18 protein-coding genes are annotated in these 24,178 nt (G+C 48.9%); 5 read left to right on the forward strand and 13 right to left on the reverse strand.

Features of this window, described 5'->3' with window-relative positions; all coding sequences use genetic code 11:
• Nucleotides 1-20: 20 nt before the first annotated feature.
• Genes queG through G7Y45_RS03730 form a run of 3 tightly spaced genes read right to left on the reverse strand, consistent with a single transcriptional unit; the run spans nt 21 to nt 4,943 of the window.
• On the reverse strand, nt 21-950 hold the full coding sequence (queG, locus tag G7Y45_RS03720) for a tRNA epoxyqueuosine(34) reductase QueG (protein ID WP_032541080.1): 930 nt from the start codon (nt 948-950) through the stop codon (nt 21-23).
• Nucleotides 950-1,564: a polysaccharide deacetylase family protein gene (locus tag G7Y45_RS03725; RefSeq protein WP_005779672.1), complete on the reverse strand. Its 615-nt coding sequence runs from the start codon at nt 1,562-1,564 to the stop codon at nt 950-952. Before G7Y45_RS03725 ends, queG begins: the two co-directional genes overlap by 1 nt.
• Nucleotides 1,565-1,580: 16 nt before the next feature.
• Entirely contained in the window at nt 1,581-4,943 is a 3,363-nt protein-coding gene (locus G7Y45_RS03730) for a protein O-mannosyl-transferase family (RefSeq protein ID WP_005812378.1), read from the reverse strand.
• Between the two features lie 500 nt (nt 4,944-5,443).
• Between G7Y45_RS03730 and G7Y45_RS03735 the strand changes: the two genes are divergently transcribed.
• The 3 genes from G7Y45_RS03735 to G7Y45_RS03745 all read left to right on the forward strand — a co-directional run bounded on the left by G7Y45_RS03735 (nt 5,444) and on the right by G7Y45_RS03745 (nt 10,072).
• Nucleotides 5,444-7,051: a fimbrillin family protein gene (locus tag G7Y45_RS03735; protein ID WP_137569997.1), complete on the forward strand. Its 1,608-nt coding sequence runs from the start codon at nt 5,444-5,446 to the stop codon at nt 7,049-7,051.
• Between the two features lie 634 nt (nt 7,052-7,685).
• The gene (locus G7Y45_RS03740; RefSeq protein WP_032541127.1) at nt 7,686-9,281 is read left to right on the forward strand and encodes an FISUMP domain-containing protein; all 1,596 of its coding nucleotides are present in this window, start codon (nt 7,686-7,688) and stop codon (nt 9,279-9,281) included.
• Nucleotides 9,282-9,313: 32 nt separating this feature from the next.
• Complete coding sequence (locus tag G7Y45_RS03745) at nt 9,314-10,072, forward strand: DNA-binding domain-containing protein (protein ID WP_165015049.1); 759 nt, start codon at nt 9,314-9,316, stop codon at nt 10,070-10,072.
• Between the two features lie 172 nt (nt 10,073-10,244).
• On the opposite strand, the gene G7Y45_RS03750 is transcribed toward G7Y45_RS03745, so the two are convergent.
• The 9 genes from G7Y45_RS03750 to G7Y45_RS03790 form a co-directional block, all read right to left on the reverse strand.
• Complete coding sequence (locus G7Y45_RS03750; protein ID WP_032541126.1) at nt 10,245-11,054, reverse strand: metal ABC transporter ATP-binding protein; 810 nt, start codon at nt 11,052-11,054, stop codon at nt 10,245-10,247.
• Nucleotides 11,055-11,184: 130 nt separating this feature from the next.
• Nucleotides 11,185-12,129, reverse strand: coding sequence for a metal ABC transporter solute-binding protein, Zn/Mn family (locus G7Y45_RS03755; RefSeq protein WP_032541125.1), 945 nt, complete (start codon nt 12,127-12,129; stop codon nt 11,185-11,187).
• A 72-nt stretch (nt 12,130-12,201) separates the two neighbouring features.
• The gene (gene mnmD / locus G7Y45_RS03760) at nt 12,202-12,966 is read right to left on the reverse strand and encodes a tRNA (5-methylaminomethyl-2-thiouridine)(34)-methyltransferase MnmD (RefSeq protein WP_032541123.1); all 765 of its coding nucleotides are present in this window, start codon (nt 12,964-12,966) and stop codon (nt 12,202-12,204) included.
• 11 nt (nt 12,967-12,977) lie between these two features.
• Nucleotides 12,978-13,454, reverse strand: coding sequence for a YqaA family protein (locus tag G7Y45_RS03765; protein WP_005779653.1), 477 nt, complete (start codon nt 13,452-13,454; stop codon nt 12,978-12,980).
• A complete protein-coding gene (locus G7Y45_RS03770) occupies nt 13,439-14,431 on the reverse strand; it encodes a hypothetical protein (RefSeq protein WP_032541122.1) in 993 nt (330 codons plus the stop codon). Before G7Y45_RS03770 ends, G7Y45_RS03765 begins: the two co-directional genes overlap by 16 nt.
• A complete protein-coding gene (gene purD, locus G7Y45_RS03775) occupies nt 14,431-15,705 on the reverse strand; it encodes a phosphoribosylamine--glycine ligase (protein WP_022011637.1) in 1,275 nt (424 codons plus the stop codon). The genes G7Y45_RS03770 and purD overlap by 1 nt, the downstream gene beginning before the upstream one ends.
• Nucleotides 15,706-15,727: 22 nt before the next feature.
• Nucleotides 15,728-17,872 carry a S9 family peptidase gene (locus G7Y45_RS03780; RefSeq protein ID WP_032530771.1) on the reverse strand — a complete coding sequence of 715 codons (2,145 nt, stop codon included), beginning with the start codon at nt 17,870-17,872 and terminating at the stop codon, nt 15,728-15,730.
• A gap of 162 nt (nt 17,873-18,034) precedes the next feature.
• Nucleotides 18,035-19,375 carry a class I SAM-dependent RNA methyltransferase gene (locus tag G7Y45_RS03785; RefSeq protein ID WP_005822583.1) on the reverse strand — a complete coding sequence of 447 codons (1,341 nt, stop codon included), beginning with the start codon at nt 19,373-19,375 and terminating at the stop codon, nt 18,035-18,037.
• 76 nt (nt 19,376-19,451) lie between these two features.
• Nucleotides 19,452-20,351 carry a serine O-acetyltransferase gene (locus G7Y45_RS03790; RefSeq protein ID WP_005779645.1) on the reverse strand — a complete coding sequence of 300 codons (900 nt, stop codon included), beginning with the start codon at nt 20,349-20,351 and terminating at the stop codon, nt 19,452-19,454.
• Between the two features lie 126 nt (nt 20,352-20,477).
• Here G7Y45_RS03790 and G7Y45_RS03795 point away from each other — a divergent pair, with 126 nt between their 5' ends.
• On the forward strand, nt 20,478-22,508 hold the full coding sequence (locus G7Y45_RS03795; RefSeq protein WP_165015046.1) for a histidine kinase: 2,031 nt from the start codon (nt 20,478-20,480) through the stop codon (nt 22,506-22,508).
• 11 nt (nt 22,509-22,519) lie between these two features.
• Nucleotides 22,520-23,275, forward strand: coding sequence for a LytTR family DNA-binding domain-containing protein (locus tag G7Y45_RS03800; protein ID WP_005779643.1), 756 nt, complete (start codon nt 22,520-22,522; stop codon nt 23,273-23,275).
• A 373-nt stretch (nt 23,276-23,648) separates the two neighbouring features.
• Here G7Y45_RS03800 and G7Y45_RS03805 read toward each other — a convergent pair whose 3' ends face one another.
• Nucleotides 23,649-24,044: a DUF3836 domain-containing protein gene (locus tag G7Y45_RS03805; RefSeq protein ID WP_005779642.1), complete on the reverse strand. Its 396-nt coding sequence runs from the start codon at nt 24,042-24,044 to the stop codon at nt 23,649-23,651.
• Nucleotides 24,045-24,178 lie beyond the last annotated feature (134 nt).

Below are 24,178 nucleotides of genomic sequence, written 5' to 3' on the forward strand. Positions count from 1 at the left end.
AACCGGTCATAGCCCGACTTTTAGTCTTCCATCTGCTTTATATTCCTTATTAGTCCGCTATACTTAGCCCTCTTCACGGCACTGCCTTTGAAGAGGGTTCTGTATTTCTCCTCGCTTAGTTGTTGCCAGTCTTCTTTCTTCATATTCATAAACTCCGGCGAGGGTTGCAGCTCCGGTGTCCGGCAAGGAGTGGCAAACCGGTTCCAGGGACAAGCTTTCTGGCATTCGTCACATCCATAAACACGGTTTCCCATCAGAGGGGAAATAGAGGCCGGAATTTCGCCTTTATTCTCTATAGTGAGGTATGAAAGGCAACGGCGTGCATCCAGGCCGTACGGGGCTTCTAAAGCCTGCGTGGGGCAGGCTTGCAGGCAGCGGTTACACGTCCCGCAGCGATTCGGCCGGGGGCGGTCGTATGTGTCGGCTTCCGTGTTCAGGAAGAGTTCTCCCAAGAAGAAGGCAGATCCGGCACGGGGGATGATCAGCTGGGTATTCTTCCCGATCCATCCGAGGCCGGCACGCCAGGCCCAATAGCGTTCGGGTACGGGGGCGGTGTCACAGAACACACGTCCGTCCAGTTCCGGTACGTCTGATTCCTGTATGAAGCGGAACAGGGCGGTCAGCTTCTCACGCATGAGGTCGTGATAATCCATCCCATAGGCATACCATGCGAATTGGTACTCGTCCTCGGGTAACCGGGTAGCGGGGTAGTAGTTCAGGGCTACGGAGACTACGCAACGGGTGCCTTCGACCAGCAGAGCCGGATCACAGCGCTTGTCGAAATGGTTGGCCATATAAGCCATTTCGGCGTGCCTGCCCGAGCCCAGCCATTCCTTCAGAAAGTCCCGGTGTACGGGATCGACCGGCCCGGCCGGTGCTATGCCGCAAGCAGAAAAGCCGAGGCGCAAGGCTTCGGCTTTCAGGGCTTTACTGTTTATCTTCGTTTCCATTATAGGATCTTAAATTCGTATCCTTCCTCTTTCAGGAAGTCGATGGCACGGGGAAGTGCGTATTGCAGGTTTCCGTTGTTCCAGGACTTCAGCGAATCGTGGAAGGTAATGATAGACCCGTTGCGGGCATATCTCATCACATTGGCCAGCACTTGCGGCGGGCGGAGCTTCTTACTGTAGTCTCGTGTGACGAGGTCCCACATGACGATCTTATAGTGGCGCTTCAGCGTCATGTACTGCATCCAGCGCATGTGTCCGTGAGGCGGACGGAACAGGTCCGTTTTCATCAGCTCGTTGGCCTTGTCTGTATTGGCCAGATAATTTACCGACAGATATTCGAAGCCGCGGATGTGGTTGAACGTATGGTTGCCGATGCGGTGTCCGCGTTCCACTACCATACGGAACACATCCGGATGCTTGCGGATGTTGTCGCCTACCATGAAAAAAGTAGCCTTGATGTTGTGTTTGTCCAGCAACTCCAGTACCCAGGGCGTCACTTCCGGAATGGGGCCGTCGTCGAAGGTCAGGTAAACTGCCTTCTCGTCAGGGTCCATCCGGAAGATAGCGTCGGGATAGATTGCACGGAAAAACCAAGGCGGTTGCTCTATAAACATCTTCTTCGGTTACAGATTACTGATGGACTTTCATGCGTCCTACGTAAATGTTATATAGTTCGTTCACTTTCGGAGTATAGTTGCCGGCCAGTTTCGACTTGTATTTCTCCATCATTTTGGCTTCCATATCCAGTGCGCTGAGGTGCATGATGAATTCACGCTGCGACATCAACAGATGATTGTCGTCCAGGCTGAGATACCAGGTGAGGTATTCCACAGACTTATTCGCCAGTTCGTCGATGATCTGATCGGCTTTCGCGGTATCTCCCAACTGGTAGTAGGCTTCTGCCATCTCGAGTGCCCCGTTCTGGAAGTCGTAGGGTACGTTGAAGGCGGGAATCATCTTTTCGGCATATTCCAATGCGGCCAGCGCCTTGTCTTTCTTGCCTTCTTTCATCAGCTGTGTGATGAGTTGGGCGAAGATGCGGCGATGGGTGTAGCACATGCGCATTGTGTTCTCGTCGATGTAGATGCCCGGCTTGTCGATGCCTCCGAACTTGAATTTGTTCATCAGGTTGTCGTACATCTTCTCGCTGTCGATGGTTGCTTCGAGCGCTTCCGTATCGAACGGGGTGAAGCGGTACGTGAGGCCTTCCTGGATGAAATGCCCGCGCATATTCAGTTGGTTGTCCGTGCCTACGGTGATGGCCATGTAGATGGGGCGTTCCCAGTTGGCGTTGGCCAGCATCTCGAGCATCATCAGCTCGCTCTTGTAGAGGGCGCGTTTGGGGTTGCCCTTTTCGTCTTTGAGCGAGATGTGCATATAGTCGGGGATGGAGTCGCCCAACGCTGCCGGGATCATCATACCCGAACGGCGTACGGCTTCTTTGTCGATCTTGACAACGATGCTGTCGGTCGGTATCACCGCTTGTCCGTCTTTGGTGCGTACCCAGTATTTCAGGATATTCTTCAGTTCGTAAGGATTGTCTCCGAATTGTGCCCGGATGTTGTTCAGGGCTTCCGGGTTCTTGCCGTTCAGGACTTCTTCTTCGGCGGCTTTGTAGGCTTTGTCTATCTGCTTCTTGAAGTCCGGGCGGATGGGTACGTATTCGTTCTGTCCCTCCACGTATTCGGTTCTGTCCCAGGTGATGGGCAGTGCGGGGGAGTCATAAGCCGGGCGTTTCATCTGGTCGATGTACCAGTCGGTCTGCAGGTAGCTCAGGTTACAGGTGCGTGCGTCGGTGCGGAAACCTTCTGTCTCTTGGTTGTACCACAGCGGGAAGGTGTCGTTGTCGCCGTTGGTATAGATGATGGGGTTGCCGCTTTCCTGAAGTGACATCAGGTAGTTCTGTCCGAAGTCGCGTGCCACGTAGCGTCCGCTGCGGTCGTGGTCGTCCCATGTCTGGCTGGCCATCTGTATGGGTACGAGCAGGCAGACTGCCGACGTAAGGGCTGCTGCGGGAACTTCTTTCATGTATCTGCGCAGGAGGTGGACGATGCCCGCTACACCCATGCCGATCCAGATGGCGAAGGCGTAGAAGGAGCCTGCGTAAGCGTAGTCACGTTCGCGGGGCTGTCCCGGTGTCTGGTTGAGGTAGAGCACGATGGCTATACCGGTCATGAAGAACAGGAAGAATACCACCCAGAATTGCTGGATGCCTTTCTGTCCGCGCCATGCCTGCCAGAAGAGTCCGATGACTCCCAGCAGAAGCGGGAGGCAGTAGAAGACGTTGTGTCCCTTGTTGTCCTTCAGTTCCTGTGGCAGAAGGCTTTGGTCGCCGTACATGAGGTTGTCGATGAACGGGATGCCGGTGATCCAGTTGCCGTGCTCTATTTCGCCGCTGCTCTGGATGTCGTTTTGTCTTCCGGCAAAGTTCCACATGAAGTAGCGCCAGTACATGAAGTTGAGCTGGTAGGAGAAGAAGAACCTGATGTTGTCCCACTGTGTGGGCATGTTCACCATCAGCATCTCTCCGCATTGGTCGTAGGGGACGTCATATCCGGTGATGTTTTGCCAGGACTTGTAATAAGCGGCGTGTGCCGAACTGTACATGCGGGGGAAGAGCATGTTCTGCGCGTATTCATATTCCACGCGTCCCGGAAGTTCGACGTACGAGTCTTTTTCGTCCGGTGAGGTTTTCTCTTTGCGGACGTATTTGGTGTCCGCACTTTTCTGGCGGGGAACACAATAGCCGTCTTCCACGTCGAGTGCTACTTTTGAGGAGTAGGCCGGGCCGTAGAACAACGGGCGTGTGCCGTATTGCTCGCGTCCTAAGTATTCGCCCAGCGTGAAGATGTCTTCCGGTGAGTTCTGGTCCATCGGCGTGTTGGCTACCGAGCGGATCACGATGAGGGCATACGAGGAGTATCCTACCATGATCATCATGGTGCAGAGCAGCGCCGTGTTCATGGTGCGGGCGGACATGCGTATCTTGGCGTTGAGCTTCGATGCGTAGAAGAGGTAGAGGGCCAGTGCGCCCAGTACGAGGATGCCGATGATGACGGCGCCTGCTCCGTGTCCGTAGAACGGGATGCCGAGCATGGCGATGGTCAGCAGGAAGGAGAGGTTCATGCGGGTGCGGCTCTTCTCGTTGTAGCTTTCGTAGATGCCCCAGATGATGGCGGCTGCCAGCAGGGCGATGTAGACGATCACGCCGGTGTTGAACGGCATTCCGAGGGAGTTGACGAACAGCAGTTCGAACCAGCCGCCCACTTTTACGACGCCGGGTACGATGCCGTAGAGCACCGCTGCCACTAATACCATCGATCCGGCGAGTGCCAGCAGGGAGCCTTTAGCGTTGGCGCCCGGCACTTTCTTGTAGTAGTATACCAGTACGATGGCCGGCAGGCAGAGCAGGTTGAGCAGGTGCACACCGATGCTGAGACCTGTGAGATAAGCGATGAGGATGATCCAGCGGTCGCTGTGCGGTTGGTCGGCAACGTCTTCCCACTTCAGTATCAGCCAGAATACGATGGCGGTGAACATCGAGGAGTAGGCGTATACTTCTCCTTCGACGGCCGAGAACCAGAATGTGTCGCTGAATGTATAGGCCAGTGCGCCTACCAGTCCGGAACCCATGACGGTGATCAGTTGTCCGCGTGTGATGGCGTTCTCGTCTGTGATGACGAGTTTGCGGACCAGGTGCGTGATGCTCCAGAAGAGGAACAGGATGCAGGCGCCGCTCATCAGCGCACTCATGTAGTTGACCATTTTGGCTACCAGTGCCGGGTCGTTGACGAATTGCGTGAAAAGGTTGGCCGTGAGCATGAAAAAGGGTGCTCCGGGGGGGTGTCCTACTTCCAGTTTATAGGCGGTAGTGATAAATTCCGGGCAGTCCCAGAAACTGGCTGTGGGCTCTATCGTCATGCAATAGACGGTAGCGGCGATCAGGAAGGTGATCCAACCCACGAGGTTGTTTACGGTTTTGTACTGTTTCATTCAGACTATAGTTAGTTATTTGTTAACATGATAGACGGGCGCAAAGATAATGATTTACGTGAAGATAGCCGTAGAAAGTGTAGAGTTTTAGGAGTTTGGAGGGGAGAATTAAGAAACGGTAACGGTTGTTCTTAAATTTAAGAATAAGAATAATTGAAGATGAAGAATTATCATATGGGAGAATCAAAACAGGAGTTTCAAAAGACGTTCGTCTGATGCAACAAAGATAAGCCGCTTTTTTCATCTGTGCAAATCTTTTTACATCATTTTGATTATCAGTCATTTATCTCTTCTTTTTGTATTCAGCGCACAGAGCAAAGACCGTGTTTCAAAAAACGAACGTCTTTTGAAACACAAAAGCCGTTCTATCTATCTAACTTACACAAACTTACCGCAAAATAAAAGCTGTATTCACAGCCTGCTATAGCCGGCCTGTCCATTCTTAATGGGAAGGCCATGCTGAGCATGATCTATTTTATTCACTTTTAAACATTTGAATTATGAATACAAAGGCAAAACTTCTGTATGTAGGCTTTCGTGCGTTAAGCACATGCTGTGTGTGCGCAGCTTTTTTAATGATAACATCGTGTGGAGACAATGTTGTGAACCCTGACAGCCCCGAACCGGACGGAGGGGATATGATCCCTATTACGGTCAGCCGGGTTGAGGATGGCAGCTATATGGAAAGTCATGTTGATACTCCCGCCACAACCGGGGGAAGAACTCTTGTAGACGAATGGGTACCGGTTAAGGAATCACCCGCCAGCAGGGCCATACCCGCTGCCGTACCTTACGAGGGTCCTTCAGTGGTCCGGATGACACTCCGCGAAGAGCCGCAAGTCACTACCCGTGCCGCTACATTGGGTAATGGCATTTATTTCCGGTTGATCGTTTTCCGTAATGAGGGTGGCAATTACGTGTTCCAGTCCGCAGCGGATTTTACGACGAACGGGGCTTCCGCTCCCACACTCAGGCAAGGAAAGTTACTCACCAGAGCGGGAACTGTCCGTGTGATCGGATACTCGTTCAATAGTACGACAGCGATGGGAACAATCCCTTCATCCTATGCCTATAACGGTACTTCCGTCACTATCCCGAATATGAGTAATGACTTTATGGTTTATGACTCGGGGGACATAGCGAATGTGAGTACAATCAACCACAACCTGTCGGTTATTTTCACGCAAAAACTCTGCAAGCTGACGGTTAAACTCTCCTTGTCGCAGTTTGGAAGCAACACGTTTACCAACTGTACGGGCGTATATGTTTCTCAGGGCGGTAATGCGTCCGCCTGGACGATAGGTCCCTCTACAAATAATGTAAGTGCCAATACCGGAAATACACCTACATTCAATATTGGCAATAATTCTACTGCCACTGTGCGGTTAGTTCCTTTTTCGGGTTCACGGGCAATCACGGTACATATCGGTACGTTGAAACTTAGTAATTACTTTAACGCGGATAACCGGAATATCACCTCGAGCCAGAATGTACAGTTGCTACCAGGAAAGAGTTATACCATTACGCTAAAGTTTGAATTGGGAGTACAATTGGCGGCAAGTAACATTAACCTGACACAAAACGGATGTACCACAAATGATAAGAATGATTTGGCAAAGCTGAGATGGGGCACGGGAAATTTAAAAAGTATGGGAAACGCCAATTACGTGTGGGCACCTTCGCAGACAGAAACCGGATATTACTATGCCTTCAATAAACTTTATGATGGCAGTACCGGAGATCCGTGTTCTAAATTGAATACTGCATATTATGGCACAAGCTGGCGAACACCAACTAAAAATGAACTGGAAAAACTGGCACGATGTACAGATAAAGTTTATACTAATGGAGGTATGTGGTTTATGAATAAAAGTCTGGGGTTATTTTTAAAAGCTGGAGGAATGCGACAGGAAAGTGGAGCGGGTACAGGTGGAGCGGGATATACAGATCATGGGTGTTACGTGACTTCAACACTAGGGAGCAGTGGAAGTAATTGTTATGTTATGGAATTTACAACAACAACTGTAGTGGTCAGTAATACTGGTGCTTGGTGGTCTCTCCTAACTAATGGTTATTTTGTCCGTTGTGTAAAAGGCACCAAACAATAATATTCACTTTTGAACTAACCTATTAAACAAACTTGATTCAAAGGTTAGCATGAGGACAATGTTGTGTCACATGCAATTATAAAAGGCATGATAACGAGATTATAAAAGTGCTGATAACTTGGCACCTCCATACATGTTGAACGAAATGAGAAACAAGATTCTTTGCTATGGACAGAAAGCGTTTTGTCTATAGCAAAGAATCTGACATTGAATGAATATTTGACTAGTGCCAGTTTGTTTCGTGCTATAGATAAGTTCTGTAATGTAGTGGAGATAAACTGGAAATTAGACTTATAAAATACAGATTTAGTTTTTCAAATGGTGTTTCAAAAGACGTACGTCTGATGCAACAAAGATAGGTTGCTTTTTTCATCTGTGCAAATCTTTCTACATCGTTTTAATTATCAGTCATTTATCTATCCTCCTTGCATTTAGTGCGGAGAGTAACAATGGTGTTTCAAAAAACGTACGTTTTTTGAAACACCATTGTGTGTCCAAGACCGTTATATCTGATTGTAATACACAAACTTACGCATAATAAAAGTGGTATCAAACAGCCTTTCCGGACCTATACGAGAATGTATAAGTCCGCAATGTGTCTTTGATACGATTATTCACTTTAATATCTTAGTATATGAATAGAACTTTTATTATGCGAGAGTGTCTCGGTAAAGCCTTATGGCTGTGTTTTTGCCTTTCGATAGCAGGATGTGCGGAAGATGACAGAATGACTCCCCTGTCTGCTGACAGCGGGGATACTGCCGATGAATTAATCCCCATCCATATCAGCCTGACGGGTGACAACAACTATCATTCATCTTCTTTTAATGACGCTTCGCCCCGTAACCACTCTCCCCTGATCGCCGAATGGGTGGGGGTAAAAGCTTTCTCCCCTACACGCAGGGGAGAGCAACCGGACTATGAAGGTCCCCGGATAGCCTCGATGGAACTGACGGAAGATACTCTACCCTGTGCAAATACCCGTGCAACAGTGCCTGCGGGAGTTTATTTCCGGCTGATTGTTTTCCGGAAGTCCGGAAATAACTATGTCTTCCAGTCGGCGGCCGATTACACCTCAAATGGTACGGGCACTCCTGTACTCAAACAAGGGAAATTGCTGACACGCTCGGGAACGATACGCGTGGTGGGCTACTCCTTTAATACCACTGCCGCTGCCGACTTGGGAACTATGCCTTCCACGTATGCCTACAACAGCAGTACAGTGTCTATCCCTAACATGAGCAAGGACTTCATGACCTTCGATTCCGGAGATATAACGAGTGTAAACAGCCTCAGCCACAATCTTCTTCCGGTGAGCTTCGGCCAGAAGCTATGTAAATTGACGATTACCATCAGTCCTACCGGGTTTCCAAGCAATACGATCAGCAATTGCACGGGTGTATACGTAAAGCAAGGGGGAAATTCCACATCGTGGAAGATCGGTCCTTCGACCAATGTGGTAGCCGCCAACACGAATAATACCGCGGCATTCAGTCCGAACACGACCCTGAGTACAACCATACGCATGATTCCGTTTGCAGGGGCCAGGACCATTACAGTGCATTTCAATACGCTGACAATAAGCGGACGGACCGTGCCCAACAATACGGAAATCACCTCCACCCAAAGCGTGCAACTGAAAGAGGGAAAAAGCTATACGATGAAAATACAATTTAAGAAAGCCATCGGAATTAATGTACCTTCCGGAAGTATCAATTTAACTACAAATGGTTGTTCTGCAACTGATAAAACAAATTTAGCCAAACTGACCTGGGCAGATGGGAATCTGAAAAGCACAGGATCTGCTAATTATGTGTGGGGAACTTATTCAGAATACGGATATTATTATCCATGGTATAAAGATTATAGTGGAAATAATATAGACCCATGTACAAGACTTAAAAGTGATTACGGAACGGGCTGGCGTACTCCATCAAGGAATGAATGCTTATCGCTATCCAGATGTACGGATAAAGCTGCTGTAACTAGCGGAGGTAATAAGGGAATGTGGTTTATGAATAATTCCAAAGGTTTATTTTTACCCTTGGCAGGTGCGCGAACTTGGAGTGGGGGAAGTGGCACTACCGCTACAGAAAGTGGATACGCACGTTATTGGACCAGTACTAACAATAGTAGTAGTATTGCATATTCACTTAATTTTGAGAATAATAAAGCGGAAGTTAATTCAAGTACTAAAGGAGACGGATTTAGTGTCCGCTGTGTAAAATAATAGATTTATAAATTATTAAAATCGTAATGATCATGAAAACCGAACTCAAAGGCTGGCTTGCGGACAATACCGTGACCACCGACAACAAAGAAGACAAAATCCTTATATTGGAAAGCGCCGGAAACCTGACACTAACCGATGTACTGGATGAAATGAAGAAAGAAGATACCGGCTTGCGGGCAGAGACTTTAAAGCATGCCGTCGATCTTTTTCAGCGCACAGTATCAGAATTGGTACTGAACGGATACTCTGTCAATACGGGGCTTTTTCGTGCCGTCCCACAGTTTCGCGGCGTGATAGACAGTGGGATATGGAATCCCGAGAGAAATTCTATCTATGTTTCCTTCAATCAGGATAAGGATTTACGTGAAGCTATCGCACGGACCAATGTGAAAATTCTGGGAGCCAAAGGTGACCCGGCCTACTTCATCGGTGGTGAAGACGCTGCCACCCGTGCCACAGATGGCAGTGCAACTGCCGGACGTAACTATCGCCTGCAAAGCAAGAATATCAAAGTAGCAGGCACAGACTCTGCCGTAGGTATCGTATTGATTGACGAAAAAGGCACAGAAACGAAGTTACCGATGGATATGATCGCCATAAACAACCCCTCGGAAGTATTGGTGCTACTTCCTGCCGACTTGAAAGACGGAACCTATGAACTGAGATTGACTACACAGTTTTCAACCGGTAATAAGCTACTGAAAGTGCCTCGTACGGTGATCCGTAATCTGGTTATCGGTCTTCCTTCAGGAGGAGATGGTGGTATCGTAGATGATCCTACAGCCTGATTTCGGGGAAAGAGGATTTCCCAGTTCAAGGAAGGCTTTCTTCCAAATGTAGGGAGGGCGCCGTTCTTCGGCTGGGGAAGGAGGATTGTGTAAGGGCTCCGTTCTGCATTACTTCAGATTTTATGTGAGGTAGTGCAGAGCGGAGTTTTTGTATAGGGTGCGGCGGCGTTCATCACTCCTCGCCGCTCTCGTGGCAATGGCAATGCGGGCCCAGCACCCGGTGAGGCAGTGTGCCGTGTCCTAACAGCTCGATGGGGCAGTTGAAATTCCGTTCCAGCCATTCGGTGTTGACGCTTGCGGCCGGATGATAGTCCAGTGTTTCGTTCACACAGGCGATGTTCTTCACCTGTTGCAGCACCGTCCCGATGTCGTGGCTGACAAGGATGATGGCGCAGTCGCGGTTGATTTCGGCCAGCAACTGGTAGAGGCGGGCTTCGAAGCGCTTGTCGATATAGGTGCTCGGTTCGTCGAGAATGAGCAGTTGCGGGTCGCTGATGATGGCGCGTCCCAGCAGGGCGCGTTGCAGTTGTCCGCCGCTCAGCTGCCCGATAGCACGGTGTTCCAGTCCCTCGAGTCCCATGCGGAGGATGACTTGGCGGGCTTTCTCACGTTGAGGGTCGTTGAAGCGGCTGATCAGCGATTTCTTTGAGCTCAGTCCCGACAGGATCACTTCCAGAACCGAGATGGGGAAGGAGCGGTCGATCGAGTTATACTGCGGCAGATAGCCCGTCGTGAGCGGTTCGTGATGCTTGACGATCTCTCCTCCCGTGGGGCGGAGCAGTCCCAGGATGCACTTGATGAGGGTGGTCTTACCCCCGCCGTTGGGACCGATGATACCGAGAAAGTCACGCTCGTAGACTTCCAGGTTGACATCGTGGAGCACAGTGCGTCCGTCGTAGGCGGCCGAAAGGCCCCGGATGGAGAGGAGGGAGGCAGAGGCTGTTCCTTCCGTATGCTTGTGGCTGTTTCTTTCTTTATCCATAGGTTGGTTGGGGATTGGGAGTTCACCACGGATTACACAGATTAACACAGATTGATATTCTGTCTTGTTGGTTCTGGGATAAAAAGGTCTGTGTTAATCCGTGTAATCTGTGGTGAACTCTTATTCATGACTATTCTGTGGTGAATCCGCTGAGGCTCTTCGCTACGTTCAGCATCTCCTCCTCCCAGTCGTACGAAAGCGGATTGATGGGTACCACCCGTGTTCCGGTCTGCCGGGCAATGATTTCAGCGTTGCGGCGGTCGAATTCCGGCTGCACGAAGATGATCCGTACCCCTTCTTTGCGGCAGAGATCCATCAGCCCTTTCAAGTGGGCGGGTGAGGGTTCCTTGCCCCCTTCCTCGATGCTGATCTGGTGTAACCCGTAGTCGCGTGCAAAGTAAGAGAGGGCCGGGTGGTAGATGATGAAGGCACGGTCGGCTCCGGGTGCCGACAACGTCCGGCGGATCAGGCTGTCCGTCCGCTCGATGCGTTGGCAGAGCGAGTCGTAGCGGGCTTTGTAGTACGCCTCGTTCTCCTTGTCGAGCACGGTGAGCGCCTTGAACGTGTTTCCGGCTATGATCAGTGCGTTGGCTGCCGAGTTCCAGATGTGTGGCTCCACGCCTCCCTCGTGGCGGTGGTCGCCGTGATCGAAGGCGGATTCAAAGATCAGGTCTACCCCTTTCGAAGTGTCGAACACCTGGATGTGGGGCGTATTGTTCATCAGCCGGTCCATCCACGAACGTTCGAAGCCGATGTATCCGATGCGCAGGTACGCCTCGCTCTCGCCCAGCGACACCAGTTGCTGCGGGGTGGGGTCGTATGTTTCGGGGCTGCTGCCTTTGGGCACCATGCTGCGTACGGTAAACTTGTCTCCGGCGATGGCTTCGGTGAAATACCGTTGCGGCTCCATGGTGACGGTGATGATCCGTTCGCCGGTACTGTCCTTTCCACGCCCGGAACAGGCGGAAAGGAGGAGCAGAAAAAGAAAAGCGAAGACGGCCGCACCTCCCGTTCCTCTCCCCGGGAAGGGGAAGGCGGGGGCGACTGTCGGCTGTTGTATTCGGTTGGTTTTCATAATGGTTATCCTTGTTATCGTTTTAGTTCACCACAGAGGACGCAGAGGGCACAGAGTTTTAATCTCTTGCTTTTAAGATATGAAAGAGAAAATGCTCTCCGTGTCCTCCGTGGTGAGAGGTATCTTCTTCGCCCTCAATATTTCCCTTTTGCCACCCGGAGGGCCCGGAAGCCGTTCCACGGTGAATCCGGCCGCCTGCAGCATCCTCCGTACCACTCCTTTGGCGCAATACGTAGTCAGTATTCCGTCCTTTTCCATCATAACGTACAGGCGGTCGAATAGTTCTTGCGTCCACATCTCCGGCTGCTTCTCCGGTGCGAAAGCGTCGAAGTAGATAAGGGAGAATAGCGGTGAATGATCAGCGATGGACGGTGAATGATCAGCGATCGGCGACGGACACTCCATGCTTGTGAAGTCTCCCTGTATCTTCCTCAGGGTGAAATGTGGAGTGATCCGCACGTCTTCTCCCCAGGGCGATGTATAGAGAGCCTTCATCCATTGCGCAGCCTGTTCGTCGCCGGTCGTCCGCCTTTCCTCGTTAGTATACCCGAGCTTCTCCACCGTTTCCCACGGCAGGGGATAGAGCTCGATACCTGTATAGTGTACCTGCCTGCCCGACTTTTCCGCTTCGATCAGTGTGAGCAGTGCGTTCAGCCCCGTTCCGAACCCTATCTCCAGGATGCGGGGCGAGGGGGCGGCGGAAGTCTTCAGCCCCATGTCGATGAAGATATGCGAGGACTCCGTCAGGGCCCCTTTGACGGAATGATAGTGCTCGTCCAGTTCGGGAACGAAGAGAGTGGCACTTCCGTCGGCAGTATATTCAATGATTCTTTCCATCTTTCAGTTCTTTACATAACCAGGTTCAGGGCTTCCTGCATCGCTTTCAGCAGGATGATGTAACGTATCAGTTTCCCGGCAAACATCGAAGCGGTGGTCAGCCACACGTTGCTCCGCATGAATCCTAAGGCCATCGATATCACCTCGCCGATGGCCGGCAGGAAGGCAAAGAAAGCCATCAGGGCGCCTTTCCCCCGGAGGAAACGCTGCATCTTGTCTATCTTCTCCTTCTTGACCTTGAAGTATTTCTCAATCCAGTCTACTCTGCCCAGGCGCCCCATGTAATAGCACGTCATCCCTCCGGCTGTGTTCCCTAACGAAGCGGAAATGAGGCAGAGAGCAGGGTCGAGCCCTAATTTCACCAGCCCTAACAGTACGATCTCCGAACTGAATGGGACGATGCTTCCGGCCAGCAGCGCCGAAATGAACAGGCCGGGATAACCCCAGTCAATGAGTATCTGTGAAACGGTTTCTATAAAAGCGTCCATATGTTAAAGCAGAATAAGGCGATGAGGGCAACCATCGAACCGATGAAAAAGAGGTTGGATGTCCGGCTGTTGGTCAGTACGAACAGGTGTCCCACCAGGATACTGACGCCGATCAGCAGCAGCGAAAGCAGATTCATGCTCAGGGTGGGTTGCAGCACGATGAACAGGAAGATGCAGAAGTTGAGGAAAATAAGGAAATGCAGATAAGCGCGCGTCCGTATCTTATCCTCGTATCCTGCCACGATGCAATGCACCGAGCTGACCACATACAGGATGAACAGATAGCCTAACGTGACGACTTCCCACAAACGGAAATCGTGCCCGAAGTCGATGGGCCGGAAGCTGATCAGGTTGACGAACGGCTGATAGAAAAGCGCCATTTCGTTGTGGAAGAACGCATGTCCCAGTAAGAACCAGTAAGGGACGCTCCAGCCTGTCATTGCCCCACAGAAGCTGCGGAACGTGAGCGCCTGGAAGTTGGATGCCCCCAACAGCCAGATGGGGATGAAGTACGTCAGTTGCGGAAACACGATGCTGCCCGCGCTCAGAAAGGCGAACGAGTGGAACAGGTATCCGGCGGGCCGGGAGTCCTGATAGCTCTTGAACAGGAAATAAAGCGAGATGAGAAAGGCTACGGCGGCAATGTCGCCCGCATAGAGCAGGTGCATGCCGGGACAGGCCGTGATGAGCAGAAAGTAAAGCGATGTCTGCACGGATGCCCTCATGCGGATGATGGCAAACGTATTATTCAGCTCTATCAGGAAATAACCGATGGCGGCAAAGAGCAGGAAGCTGACAATGCGGTTGGCCCATGCGGGTATGTTTACGATATCCCATAGAGAGTAGGCCGACTCTTTCGTCTCCAGTCCGGGCAGTAGAAAGGAGGTCAGCACCCAACAGGCGATACACGTAAAGATAACGACAGGCAGTGTGAATCTGCCCGCCGTTATCCGGCCTTGTAGTCTTTGGTTTCTCATTATAAATCGAAGCCGATGTCGCGGCGATAGTTCTTGTCCTTAAAGTCAATCATGTCGGCCACCTTGTAGCATTGTGCCAGTGCCCCGGCCTTGTCGTTGCCGTAAGAGCAGATGGCGAGCACGCGTCCGCCACTGGTCACCACCTGGCCGTCCTTCATGGCTGTTCCGGCGTGGAACAGGATGCTGTCCGTTGCCCGGGCTGCTTCCAGTCCGCTGATGGCGTACCCTTTCCGGTAGGCTTCAGGGTATCCTCCGCTGACCATCATCACGCAAGTGGCCGTGCGCGGGTCGATGACGAGTGACCGGGTGTCGAGGTTGCCTTCGGCCACGCCTTCCAGCAATTCTACCAGGTCGCTTTGTATACGCAGCATCACGCTTTCCGTTTCGGGATCACCCATGCGGACGTTGTATTCAATCACCATCGGTTCGCCTTTTACGTTGATCAGTCCCAGGAAGATGAAGCCTTTGTAGACGATGCCTTCGGCTTTCAGTCCGTTGACGGTCGGTTCGATGATGCGGGTGCGCACCTTCTCCATAAACACCTCGTCGGCAAACGGGACGGGAGTCACGCTGCCCATGCCGCCGGTATTGAGCCCTTTGTCTCCTTCACCGATGCGTTTGTAGTCTTTGGCCACAGGCAACACCTTATAATGGTCGCCGTCCGTCAGCACAAATACGGAGCACTCGATGCCGCTCAGGAACTCTTCGATGACCACCGTTGCCGAGGCATTGCCGAACATACCGCCGAGCATCTCTTTCAGCTCTTTTTGAGCCTCTTCCAAGGTAGGCAGGATCAGTACACCTTTACCGGCGCAAAGTCCGTCTGCTTTCAGCACGTAGGGGGCTTCGAGTGTTTCGAGGAATGCCAGTCCCTCGTCCAGTGTATCGGCCGTTACGCTCCGGTAGCGGGCTGTCGGTATGTGGTGGCGCTGCATGAATTCCTTGGCGAACTCTTTGCTGCCTTCCAGCTTGGCTCCTTCCTTCGACGGGCCGATGACGGCAATCTCTTTCAGGCAGGGATTGTTCTGGAAACGGTCGTAGATACCTTCTACCAATGGGTCTTCCGGCCCTACTACAATCATGTCGATGTTCTCTTCAAGAGCGAATGCTCCTAAAGAGTCGAAATCGGTTGCTTTGATGTTTACGTTCTCGCCTACTTCAGCGGTTCCGGCATTGCCGGGCGCGATGAACAGCTTTTCTACTTTCGGGCTTTGGGCGATCTTCCATGCCAGGGCGTGTTCACGGCCGCCCGAACCTAATAGTAATATCTTCATGTCTTTTTGAGGATTTATATCTTTATAAATAGTCTTCGAAATAACGGGTTATCTTTTCATGCAGATGCACACGGTCGCGTCCCGACACATTGTGCTTGTGGCACGGATAGATGAATAGGTCCGGATACGTGCGGGCGTCGATGCAGGCTTTCATGAACGAAAGGGTGTGTTGCGGCACGCAAGTATCGTCGTGGTCGTCATGGATAATCATCAGATGTCCCTTTAGGTTACCCGCCAGGTTTTTCAGGTTGCACTCCTTGTACCCTTTCGGGTTGCTTTGCGGAGTGTCCATGTAGCGTTCGCCGTACATCACTTCGTAATATCCCCAGTCGATGACCGGACCGCCGGCTACACCTACTTTAAAGATCTCGGGATAGCGGAGGAGGAGGGCAGTGGTCATGTGTCCGCCAAAACTCCAGCCGTGTACTCCGATGCGGTTTCCGTCGACGTAAGGGAGGCTTTTCAGGAATTCGGCTCCTTTCACCTGGTCTCTTCCCTCTTCAATGCCCAGCTGGCGGAAAGTGACGTTCTCAAAATCGAGTCCGCGGTTGTCGCTTCCGCGTCCGTCCACGGTAAACAGGATGTAACCTTTGTTCGCCATGTAAATGTCCCAGCCGCGTGCCCCATTCTGCCAACCGTTGGTGACCATTTGTGCATGGGGGCCGCCGTATACATAGATGATGGCGGGATATTTCTTGTTCGGATCGAAGTCTGCCGGCTTGACCAGGCGGTAATACAGGTCTGTTTTGCCGTCTGCCGCTTTGATGGTACCGGTTTCGATGCTTGGCATCTTATAGCCTGCAAAGGGATCGGCTGCCGTGAGCAGGTTGACACTTTTACCGCTCTGTACGTCAAGGATATTAATGCTGCGCGGAACGCTTGGAGAACTGTACTGGTCAATCAGGTAGCGTCCCGAAGGGCTTAGTTTGCCGCTGTGCACGCCTTCGCCACTGCCCAGAGGAGTACGTGCCCCGGTTTTGATATCCACGCGGAACAGGTTGCTCTGCAAGGGCGAGAACTCCGTGCTTGCTATGATAATCTCCTTCTTCTTGGCATCGAAACCCAGCACCTCTTTAACCAGCCATTCGCCTTCGGTCAACTGGCGGAGTTGCTTGCCGCTTGTGTCGTACAGGTAGAGGTGGCTGAAGCCGTCTTTCTGGCTCTGGTAGATAAACTTGCTGCTGTCCCAGGGCAGGAAAATAATCGGTTCCTGAGGTTCTACATACTTGTCGTTTTCCTCTTCAAAAAGAGTAGCCATCAGCTCGCCTGTCTCGGCGTTATACTGGCAGAGCTTGGCATGATTCTGGTCGCGGTTCAGTTCTATCAGGTAGAGGCTCTTTTCATCCGGTGCCCAGCTGATATTGGTAAAATAGCGGTCGGTCGGGTCTCCGGCATTGAGATAGATGCTTTTTCCGGTAGCAGGGTTATAGATGCCCACTTTCACCTGGTGGCTGGTCATTCCCGCCATCGGGTAACGGATGTTGTTGACTTCGGCAATAGGAGTGGTGATATCGACCAAAGGATATTGGGCCACCATGCTTTCGTCCATGCGGTAGAAAGCGAGCAGGTTGCCCGAAGGACTCCAGAAGGTCCCTTTTTTGATTCCGAATTCTCTGCGGTGGACAGCCTGGCCGCATACGATGTCTTGCGGTTCGTTGGTTACGGCTTTGTCGTCTACATAAAGATTATTGCCGATGGTATAGGCCACATGCCCCGTTTCGGGCTGATAATCTCTGTTGACGCCTTCTTTGGGAACTGGGCGCGTACTGATAATCTCGCGGTAGTCGAAATCGTAAACGATGTATTTGTCCGGCAGACTGATCAGCATCAGGCTTTTCTTCGGCCATGGGAAGCTGACATTGTGGAAGTGTTGCAATTTACCGTGGTTGCCGGCTTCTAACGCCTTGTTTACTATATTACGGGTGGTCAGTGGTGTTTCCTTCCCGTTTTTGGGATTTATCATGAACACTACCTCTATTTCCGGTTTGATACACTCATCGCCCCACCATTGCAGGCCGAACAGATTCTCAGCAGAACGGTAGGTGGCTCCGCCTGGGATCAGGTCTTCCAAGGTCGGCGTTTTGGGTTCTTGTGCCATAACGTTTGGTATTAGTAAAGATAAGAGCATTACTAATAAAGCATTCTTTTGTTTACTGTTGGTTTTCATGATTTGCTTTATCATTATTTAGATCCTTTGATTTGTACTCTGCCCAAGTTCGTCGTTCTTGACTGGATGACAGCGCTTATCCGGGCAAGAACGATGTGCTCAGGTACGAAGAGCCGGATGGCAGCCGATTCATCCATTTACAGGCTTCTGTCGGGAAATAGCTTAGTCTTCCTGAGGTTTCTCGATTCTTGGCTCACGATTCCCTTTGAATTCTCTCGGTTTTCTGTCTCCATATCCCGAACTACGTTCTTCACGCGGTCTTCTTTCCCCTCTGAATCCGCCTTCTTCCCGGCGTGGCTTGAATTCTCTTCTTTCTCTTGGAGCACGTTCGCTGTTTTCATCACCACTTTCCTGACCCTTGAATTCCTTATATTTACCGTCGAAGATCTGGTATTTGCGGAACTCACACTCCAGGGGACCATTGAATAACGGGGTTTTTATACTCGGTTTCAGTCCGATCTGGTCGAAGCATTCTTCACGGTAAGACAGTATCCATGCATCGTTTCCGACAAAAGCATGTTTGAGGCGTTCGCCGATCATATTATACAGTCCCAGAAGGTCGTTGGTCGAGATACGTTCTCCGTAAGGGGGATTGGTTATGATAATCGACTTTTCAGCCGGTTGTTCAAATTGCTGGAATGGTTGCAATTTCAGGATAATGTCTTTCGATACTCCCGCTGCCTTTACATTATGGGTTGCTATCTCATTGGCTTTCGGGTTATTGTCGTAACCATATATCTTATGAGTGAACTCACGTTCCTGGCTGTCATCGTTGTATATCCGGTCGAACAGATCCTGATTGAAGTCTCCCCATTTTTCAAAAGCAAATTCTTTTCGGAACACTCCCGGGGCAATATTACGCGCAATTAAAGCCGCCTCGATGGGAATAGTACCCGAACCACACATTGGGTCAATCAGGTCGCACTCGCCTTTCCATCCCGTCATTAAAACCATCCCGGCTGCCAGAACCTCGTTCAATGGAGCTTCTACAGCTTCCTGGCGATAACCTCTCCGGTGAAGTGATTCACCCGAAGAGTCGAGTGAGAGGGTACAGGTGGTCTGTGCAATGTGGATGTTCAGTAGTACATCCGGCTTGCTGATGCGTACAGAAGGACGCTTTCCGTTCAATTCGCGGAAATAGTCGACAATGGCATCTTTTACTTTGTAAGAGACGAACTTGGAATGACGGAATTCATCGCTGAATACTACTGCGTCAACGGCAAAAGTCTTGTCTACATCCAAGATCTCTTCCCAGCGAATGGCTTTGATCTGTTCGTAAACAGCGTCAGCATCTTTTGCGGTGAAGTGCTTGATGGGTTTTAGAATACGGATTGCAGTACGCAGGCAGAAATTTGCTTTGTACATCATCTCTTTGTCACCGGTAAAAGAAACCATACGGCGTCCTATTTGTACGTCGTTTGCTCCAAGTGTTGTCAATTCCCCTGCCAGTATCTCTTCCAGTCCCTGAAAGGTTTTGGCAATCATTTCAAATTGTTCGCTCATAAAATGGATAGCATGCCAGTGTGTTAATGCTCCGGTTATGGACCGTGCGACCGGCGTTTTAATGTTGTTAATTATATTATTTTTTTGCTTTTGTCTGTACGATTCTGGCTCCTGCCGGTATGTTTTCGGTTACCCAAATATTACCGCCTACGGTGGCGTCACGTCCGATGGTAATCCGCCCCAGAATGGTAGCGTTGGAGTAGACAATCACATTGTCTTCCAGAATGGGGTGGCGTGGAATACCTTTAATCGGTTTGCCGTCAGCATCCAGGGGGAAGCTTCTTGCACCCAGTGTCACTCCCTGATAGAGTTTCACGTTATTGCCAATGATACTTGTGGCTCCGATCACCACACCGGTACCGTGGTCAATGGTGAAATGTGTGCCGATTCTTGCACCCGGATGTATATCGATTCCGGTTTCACTGTGTGCCATTTCGGTAATGATACGCGGAATTAGCGGTACTCCTAATTCCAGGAGTTCGTGTGCGATGCGATAGTTGCTGATCGCTTTAATGGCGGGATAGCAGAAGATCACTTCACCGAAACTTTGTGCGGCAGGGTCACCATTGTAGGCTGCTTCCACATCTGTGGCCAAAACACGACGCAGATGGGGGAGTTTACTGATGAACTTAGCCGCCAGACGAGCCGCTTCTTCACGTTTCGACTCGGTGCATTCATTGCATTGGTCACCATTGCCAAAACACAATCCGGCAAGAATTTGCTCTGTGAGCAGATTGAACAGTTTTTCTACATTGACACCGATATGGTAGTTGATAGTGCGGCTGTTGACTGTTGAGTTTCCGTAATATCCCGGGAAGAGAATGGAGCGCGCTAATTCGATAACATCGCACAATACCCGTGGCGAGGGCAATGGCTCACCGTCTTTATGTTGGTGAAACAGTCCTTTGTATGATTCGCTTTCCGATAGCTCATCGACTGTTTGTGTCAGGATGTGAGTGAAGTTCAGTGGACTCATTATGAGGCTATTCTAATTATATTGGCTACAAAGATATGAATAATTGCGCATAAAAAGTAGTTCGTTTGTTATCGAATTTAAAAAAAGGATGTATTTTTGTTGGGTATTACACGTGAAATCAAAACAATGAGGCATAAAACAAACCGGGCAATTGTATTTTTTTGTTTGTTATTACTGTTAACGGGCTGTAAACAAAACACAAGCCATTCTGATTTAGCTTTTCCGGGCATGAGTTCGGACTCTGTGGAACGGTGCGCCCAGGATTCATTGTTTACCAATACTCAATATTCACGTCATCTGTTGCGACAAGCCTTATCGGGCACCTCTGACAGCCTATCCTATTACCGTCTTTTATCATTCTATTCCAAATCTTATTTTGTTACGGCGGATTTTGATTCAATCCTGTATTATAATCAGTTTATTAAGCGTTTTTGCGACAGGGTTACACCTTCACCGGAGGTACATGATTTGCTTTCTACCGTTTATAATATAGAGGGTAACGTTCTGATGCAGCGTACTCAGCCCGACTCTGCAATCATCTCCTATGAAAAAGCATACAAAGAAAGGTTACAGGGAAAGGAGCCGGACTATCTGCCGGACTTATGCATAAATCTGGCTGATGCCAATGTTCATAAAGGAGATTATACGTATGCTGCGTATTACTATCGCCGGGCCTTGTTTCTTTGTGATTCCCTCGGATTACCGGATCGTAATAAGTTTCCGGTTTACTATGGTCTCGGACAGACATACATGGAATTGCGCGACTTTGAACTTTCCAATCATTATTATGAGTTGGCCGGGGCTTTTTTTGACCGGATGAGCGTTTCTGAGAAATGGACTTATCTGAATAACCGGGGAAATCATTTTTATTATAAGAAAGATTACCCCCAGGCTGTCTGTTACATCAGTCGTGCATTGGATGTGGTAGAGTCTTATCCGCAAATGGTTTTTGAGCAAAATCTTTGTAAGGCAAATCTCGGTGAGCTTTATGTGATAACCAATAAACTGGACTCAGCGCAACTATATCTGGACGAAAGTTATAGGTTCTTCTCCGAAATCGGGAATCAATCGGCGCTCTATTACATAGAGACACAAATGATTGAGCTTGCACTTAAAAAGGGGAATATGGCTCTTGCCGGACAAATTATCAAACGCTCGGCCAATTATGGACATATAGATGCCAATATGATAAACATACGTAATCACTACCTTCAGCATTATTACGAACGGGTAGGGGATTATAAAAAGGCTTATGAATATCAGAAATACGATCTTCAACTTAATGATTCTATTCGCAATGAACGGGTTCGTACTCGCGTTGCAGAATTGGATATGCGTTATCGGCAGGATACGATTGTGATGCGTAGAGAGTTGGTGATTGAGAAACAAAGAGGGGAGATGAAGGAACTGAAACTGACAGCATATCTATGGGCTTTGGTTTGTATTGTATCTGTTGTCGTGGCAGGATGTATTTATTGGTATATGAAGAAGAAGCGTATGTTTCTTCAGGAACGGCATATCAATCAGATCGGGCGTCTTCGCATGGAGAATATTCGGAACCGGATTTCACCCCATTTTACATTTAATGTGCTGAATCGTGAGATTAGTCAGTTTAAGGGTGACGGGGCTTTGTGTGATGATCTTACGGAGCTGGTCAGGCTGCTTCGTAAGAGTTTGGAGTTTACGGAGAAACTTAGCGTTTCTCTTTATGATGAACTGGAATTTGTGAAAACCTATATTCGTCTGGAGCAGGGACGGCTCGGAGATGATTTTTCAATGGATATAAAGATCGAAGAGGGCTTGGATATTCAACAAGTGATCATCCCCTCAATGATTGTACAGATACCGGTAGAGAATGCGTTAAAACATGGGCTGGCCGGAATCGAAGGTTTAAAGTCGCTCCGCATATCAGTCTGCCGGAGAGGCAATGGTATATTGGTTGATATTTGTGATAATGGGCGTGGATATTCACCACAAACTATGTCATCTGCGCGTGGGACAGGAACAGGGTTGAAGGTACTTTATCAGACCATTCAGCTATTGAATGATAAAAATCGAGAGAAGATATGTTTCGAGATAAAAAATCTGGCGAATAATGGGCAGACCGGAACACAGGTTTTAGTCTATATACCATTTGGCTATTCTTACAATTTATAAAGATAGGAAATATGTATAAGGTGATTATTATAGATGATGAGAAGGCTGCTATTGAGGCTTTGCGTCGGGATCTGGAAATGCAGGCTGATCTGGAGATAAAAGGGACAGCCGGCAATGGGGCAAAAGGGAAGAAGCTTATCATGGATATACATCCTGACCTTTTGTTCCTGGATATAGAATTGCCTGATATTCAAGGAATCCGTTTGCTTAGTGAGATTCGTGAGCAGGTCTTGTGGGACATGAAAGTCGTTTTCTATACTGCTTATGATAAATATTTGCTGCAGGCTCTGCGTGAGTCAGCCTTCGATTATTTGCTGAAACCTTATGATACTGAAGAACTGAACTTGATTATTGAGCGTTACCGTAAAACAATGGCTGCTGCCCAACCCATTCCCTCTTTCTCTTCTGCTGTCGGTACTTTAATTCCCGGTAGGGATCTATTTATGATCAGTACAGTGACAGGTTTCAGATTTCTCCGTCTTGAAGAAATAGGATATTTTGAATATTTGAAAGATAAGCGCTTGTGGCAAGTGGAGCTTTTTAATCAAACAAAGCTTTGTTTGAAGAAAAATACAACGGCTGGGGATATAACCGGTTACTCCGATGCATTCGTACAGATCAGCCAGTCGGCTATAATCAACATCAATTATTTGGCAATGATTAAAAGTAAGCAGTGCCTGCTTTATCCTCCTTTTAGTGATAAAGAGGACTTAGTTATTTCACGGGGATTTTTGAAGGAGTTGCAAGAACGCTTCTGTATAATTTAAGGTTTTTCTGTCAGATAAGCTTTTATTTTGCCATTTATACCTTGTCTGCAACCATATATCCTATTTTTAGATAAAGAGGAGTTGTTGTACTCTCTCTTTGCTTGTATCTTTGTGAGGTACGATTACTCTTAAAAAATACTGAGATGAACAGTATTAAACAATTAAACAATTCTCTTGATAGTTAACTGGTTGGGTAAAGCCGGAGCTTTTTGTGAAAAAACTCCGGCTATTTTGTCGGGGTACTTTTAAAGGTCATTTCTTTGATTTACTCTTTTATGTTTCACGTGACACAAAAAAAAGACCGAAGCTACTGCAACGGTCTTTTCAGAGTATGTATTGTGTTAGATCTTTAAGAGAGTAAAGTATTGGAGAATTATAGATTAGGGTTATCCATTGTAACAGTCATTTCCGGAGCCAATATAAATTCTTGTTTCCGGTTATTCCATTTATAATAGTTTGTAGTAACAGTTTTGCCTTCGTATGTATAGCGAACGAGCAGATCATTTTCCCAGTTATTTTTATAGCTGTTCCATTTCATGGTCTGACTTTCAATCATACGTTTATTGGTATCGTATTTATAGTTGTATTTCATGTAATTGGCCAAAGAAGAACCTTCCATTTTATAAACGGTTTGTCCTACAAGCATGCCGTTTTCTTCTTCAGAGTTATAAATAAGATTGTTATCATAGTTCCGTGCACAAACTGTAATGCTGCTTACTAAAAGAACTGCTGATAATACTGCTGTTTTTAAAAATCCTGTTGTTTTCATGATATCTGTTTTTAAGTCTTTGAATTGTCAAATTTCCAATGTTAGTTGGTTTTAACGGCGACAAAGTTACATATAAAACGGATATAAATGCATAAAACCCGAAGTTTTTTATCATATTGTCAATTGTCGGCTTC

The organism is Bacteroides sp. ZJ-18 (assembly GCF_011038705.2).
GTDB classification, from domain to species: Bacteria; Bacteroidota; Bacteroidia; order Bacteroidales; family Bacteroidaceae; genus Bacteroides; species Bacteroides hominis.

Coding starts and splice junctions, on each gene's coding strand:
- queG (WP_032541080.1), bottom strand. CDS start 950: ATGGAAACGAAGATAAACAGTAAAGCCCTGAAAGCCGAAGCCTTGCGC.
- G7Y45_RS03725 (WP_005779672.1), bottom strand. CDS start 1,564: ATGTTTATAGAGCAACCGCCTTGGTTTTTCCGTGCAATCTATCCCGAC.
- G7Y45_RS03730 (WP_005812378.1), bottom strand. CDS start 4,943: ATGAAACAGTACAAAACCGTAAACAACCTCGTGGGTTGGATCACCTTC.
- G7Y45_RS03735 (WP_137569997.1), top strand. CDS start 5,444: ATGAATACAAAGGCAAAACTTCTGTATGTAGGCTTTCGTGCGTTAAGC.
- G7Y45_RS03740 (WP_032541127.1), top strand. CDS start 7,686: ATGAATAGAACTTTTATTATGCGAGAGTGTCTCGGTAAAGCCTTATGG.
- G7Y45_RS03745 (WP_165015049.1), top strand. CDS start 9,314: ATGAAAACCGAACTCAAAGGCTGGCTTGCGGACAATACCGTGACCACC.
- G7Y45_RS03750 (WP_032541126.1), bottom strand. CDS start 11,054: ATGGATAAAGAAAGAAACAGCCACAAGCATACGGAAGGAACAGCCTCT.
- G7Y45_RS03755 (WP_032541125.1), bottom strand. CDS start 12,129: ATGAAAACCAACCGAATACAACAGCCGACAGTCGCCCCCGCCTTCCCC.
- mnmD (WP_032541123.1), bottom strand. CDS start 12,966: ATGGAAAGAATCATTGAATATACTGCCGACGGAAGTGCCACTCTCTTC.
- G7Y45_RS03765 (WP_005779653.1), bottom strand. CDS start 13,454: ATGGACGCTTTTATAGAAACCGTTTCACAGATACTCATTGACTGGGGT.
- G7Y45_RS03770 (WP_032541122.1), bottom strand. CDS start 14,431: ATGAGAAACCAAAGACTACAAGGCCGGATAACGGCGGGCAGATTCACA.
- purD (WP_022011637.1), bottom strand. CDS start 15,705: ATGAAGATATTACTATTAGGTTCGGGCGGCCGTGAACACGCCCTGGCA.
- G7Y45_RS03780 (WP_032530771.1), bottom strand. CDS start 17,872: ATGAAAACCAACAGTAAACAAAAGAATGCTTTATTAGTAATGCTCTTA.
- G7Y45_RS03785 (WP_005822583.1), bottom strand. CDS start 19,375: ATGAGCGAACAATTTGAAATGATTGCCAAAACCTTTCAGGGACTGGAA.
- G7Y45_RS03790 (WP_005779645.1), bottom strand. CDS start 20,351: ATGAGTCCACTGAACTTCACTCACATCCTGACACAAACAGTCGATGAG.
- G7Y45_RS03795 (WP_165015046.1), top strand. CDS start 20,478: ATGAGGCATAAAACAAACCGGGCAATTGTATTTTTTTGTTTGTTATTA.
- G7Y45_RS03800 (WP_005779643.1), top strand. CDS start 22,520: ATGTATAAGGTGATTATTATAGATGATGAGAAGGCTGCTATTGAGGCT.
- G7Y45_RS03805 (WP_005779642.1), bottom strand. CDS start 24,044: ATGAAAACAACAGGATTTTTAAAAACAGCAGTATTATCAGCAGTTCTT.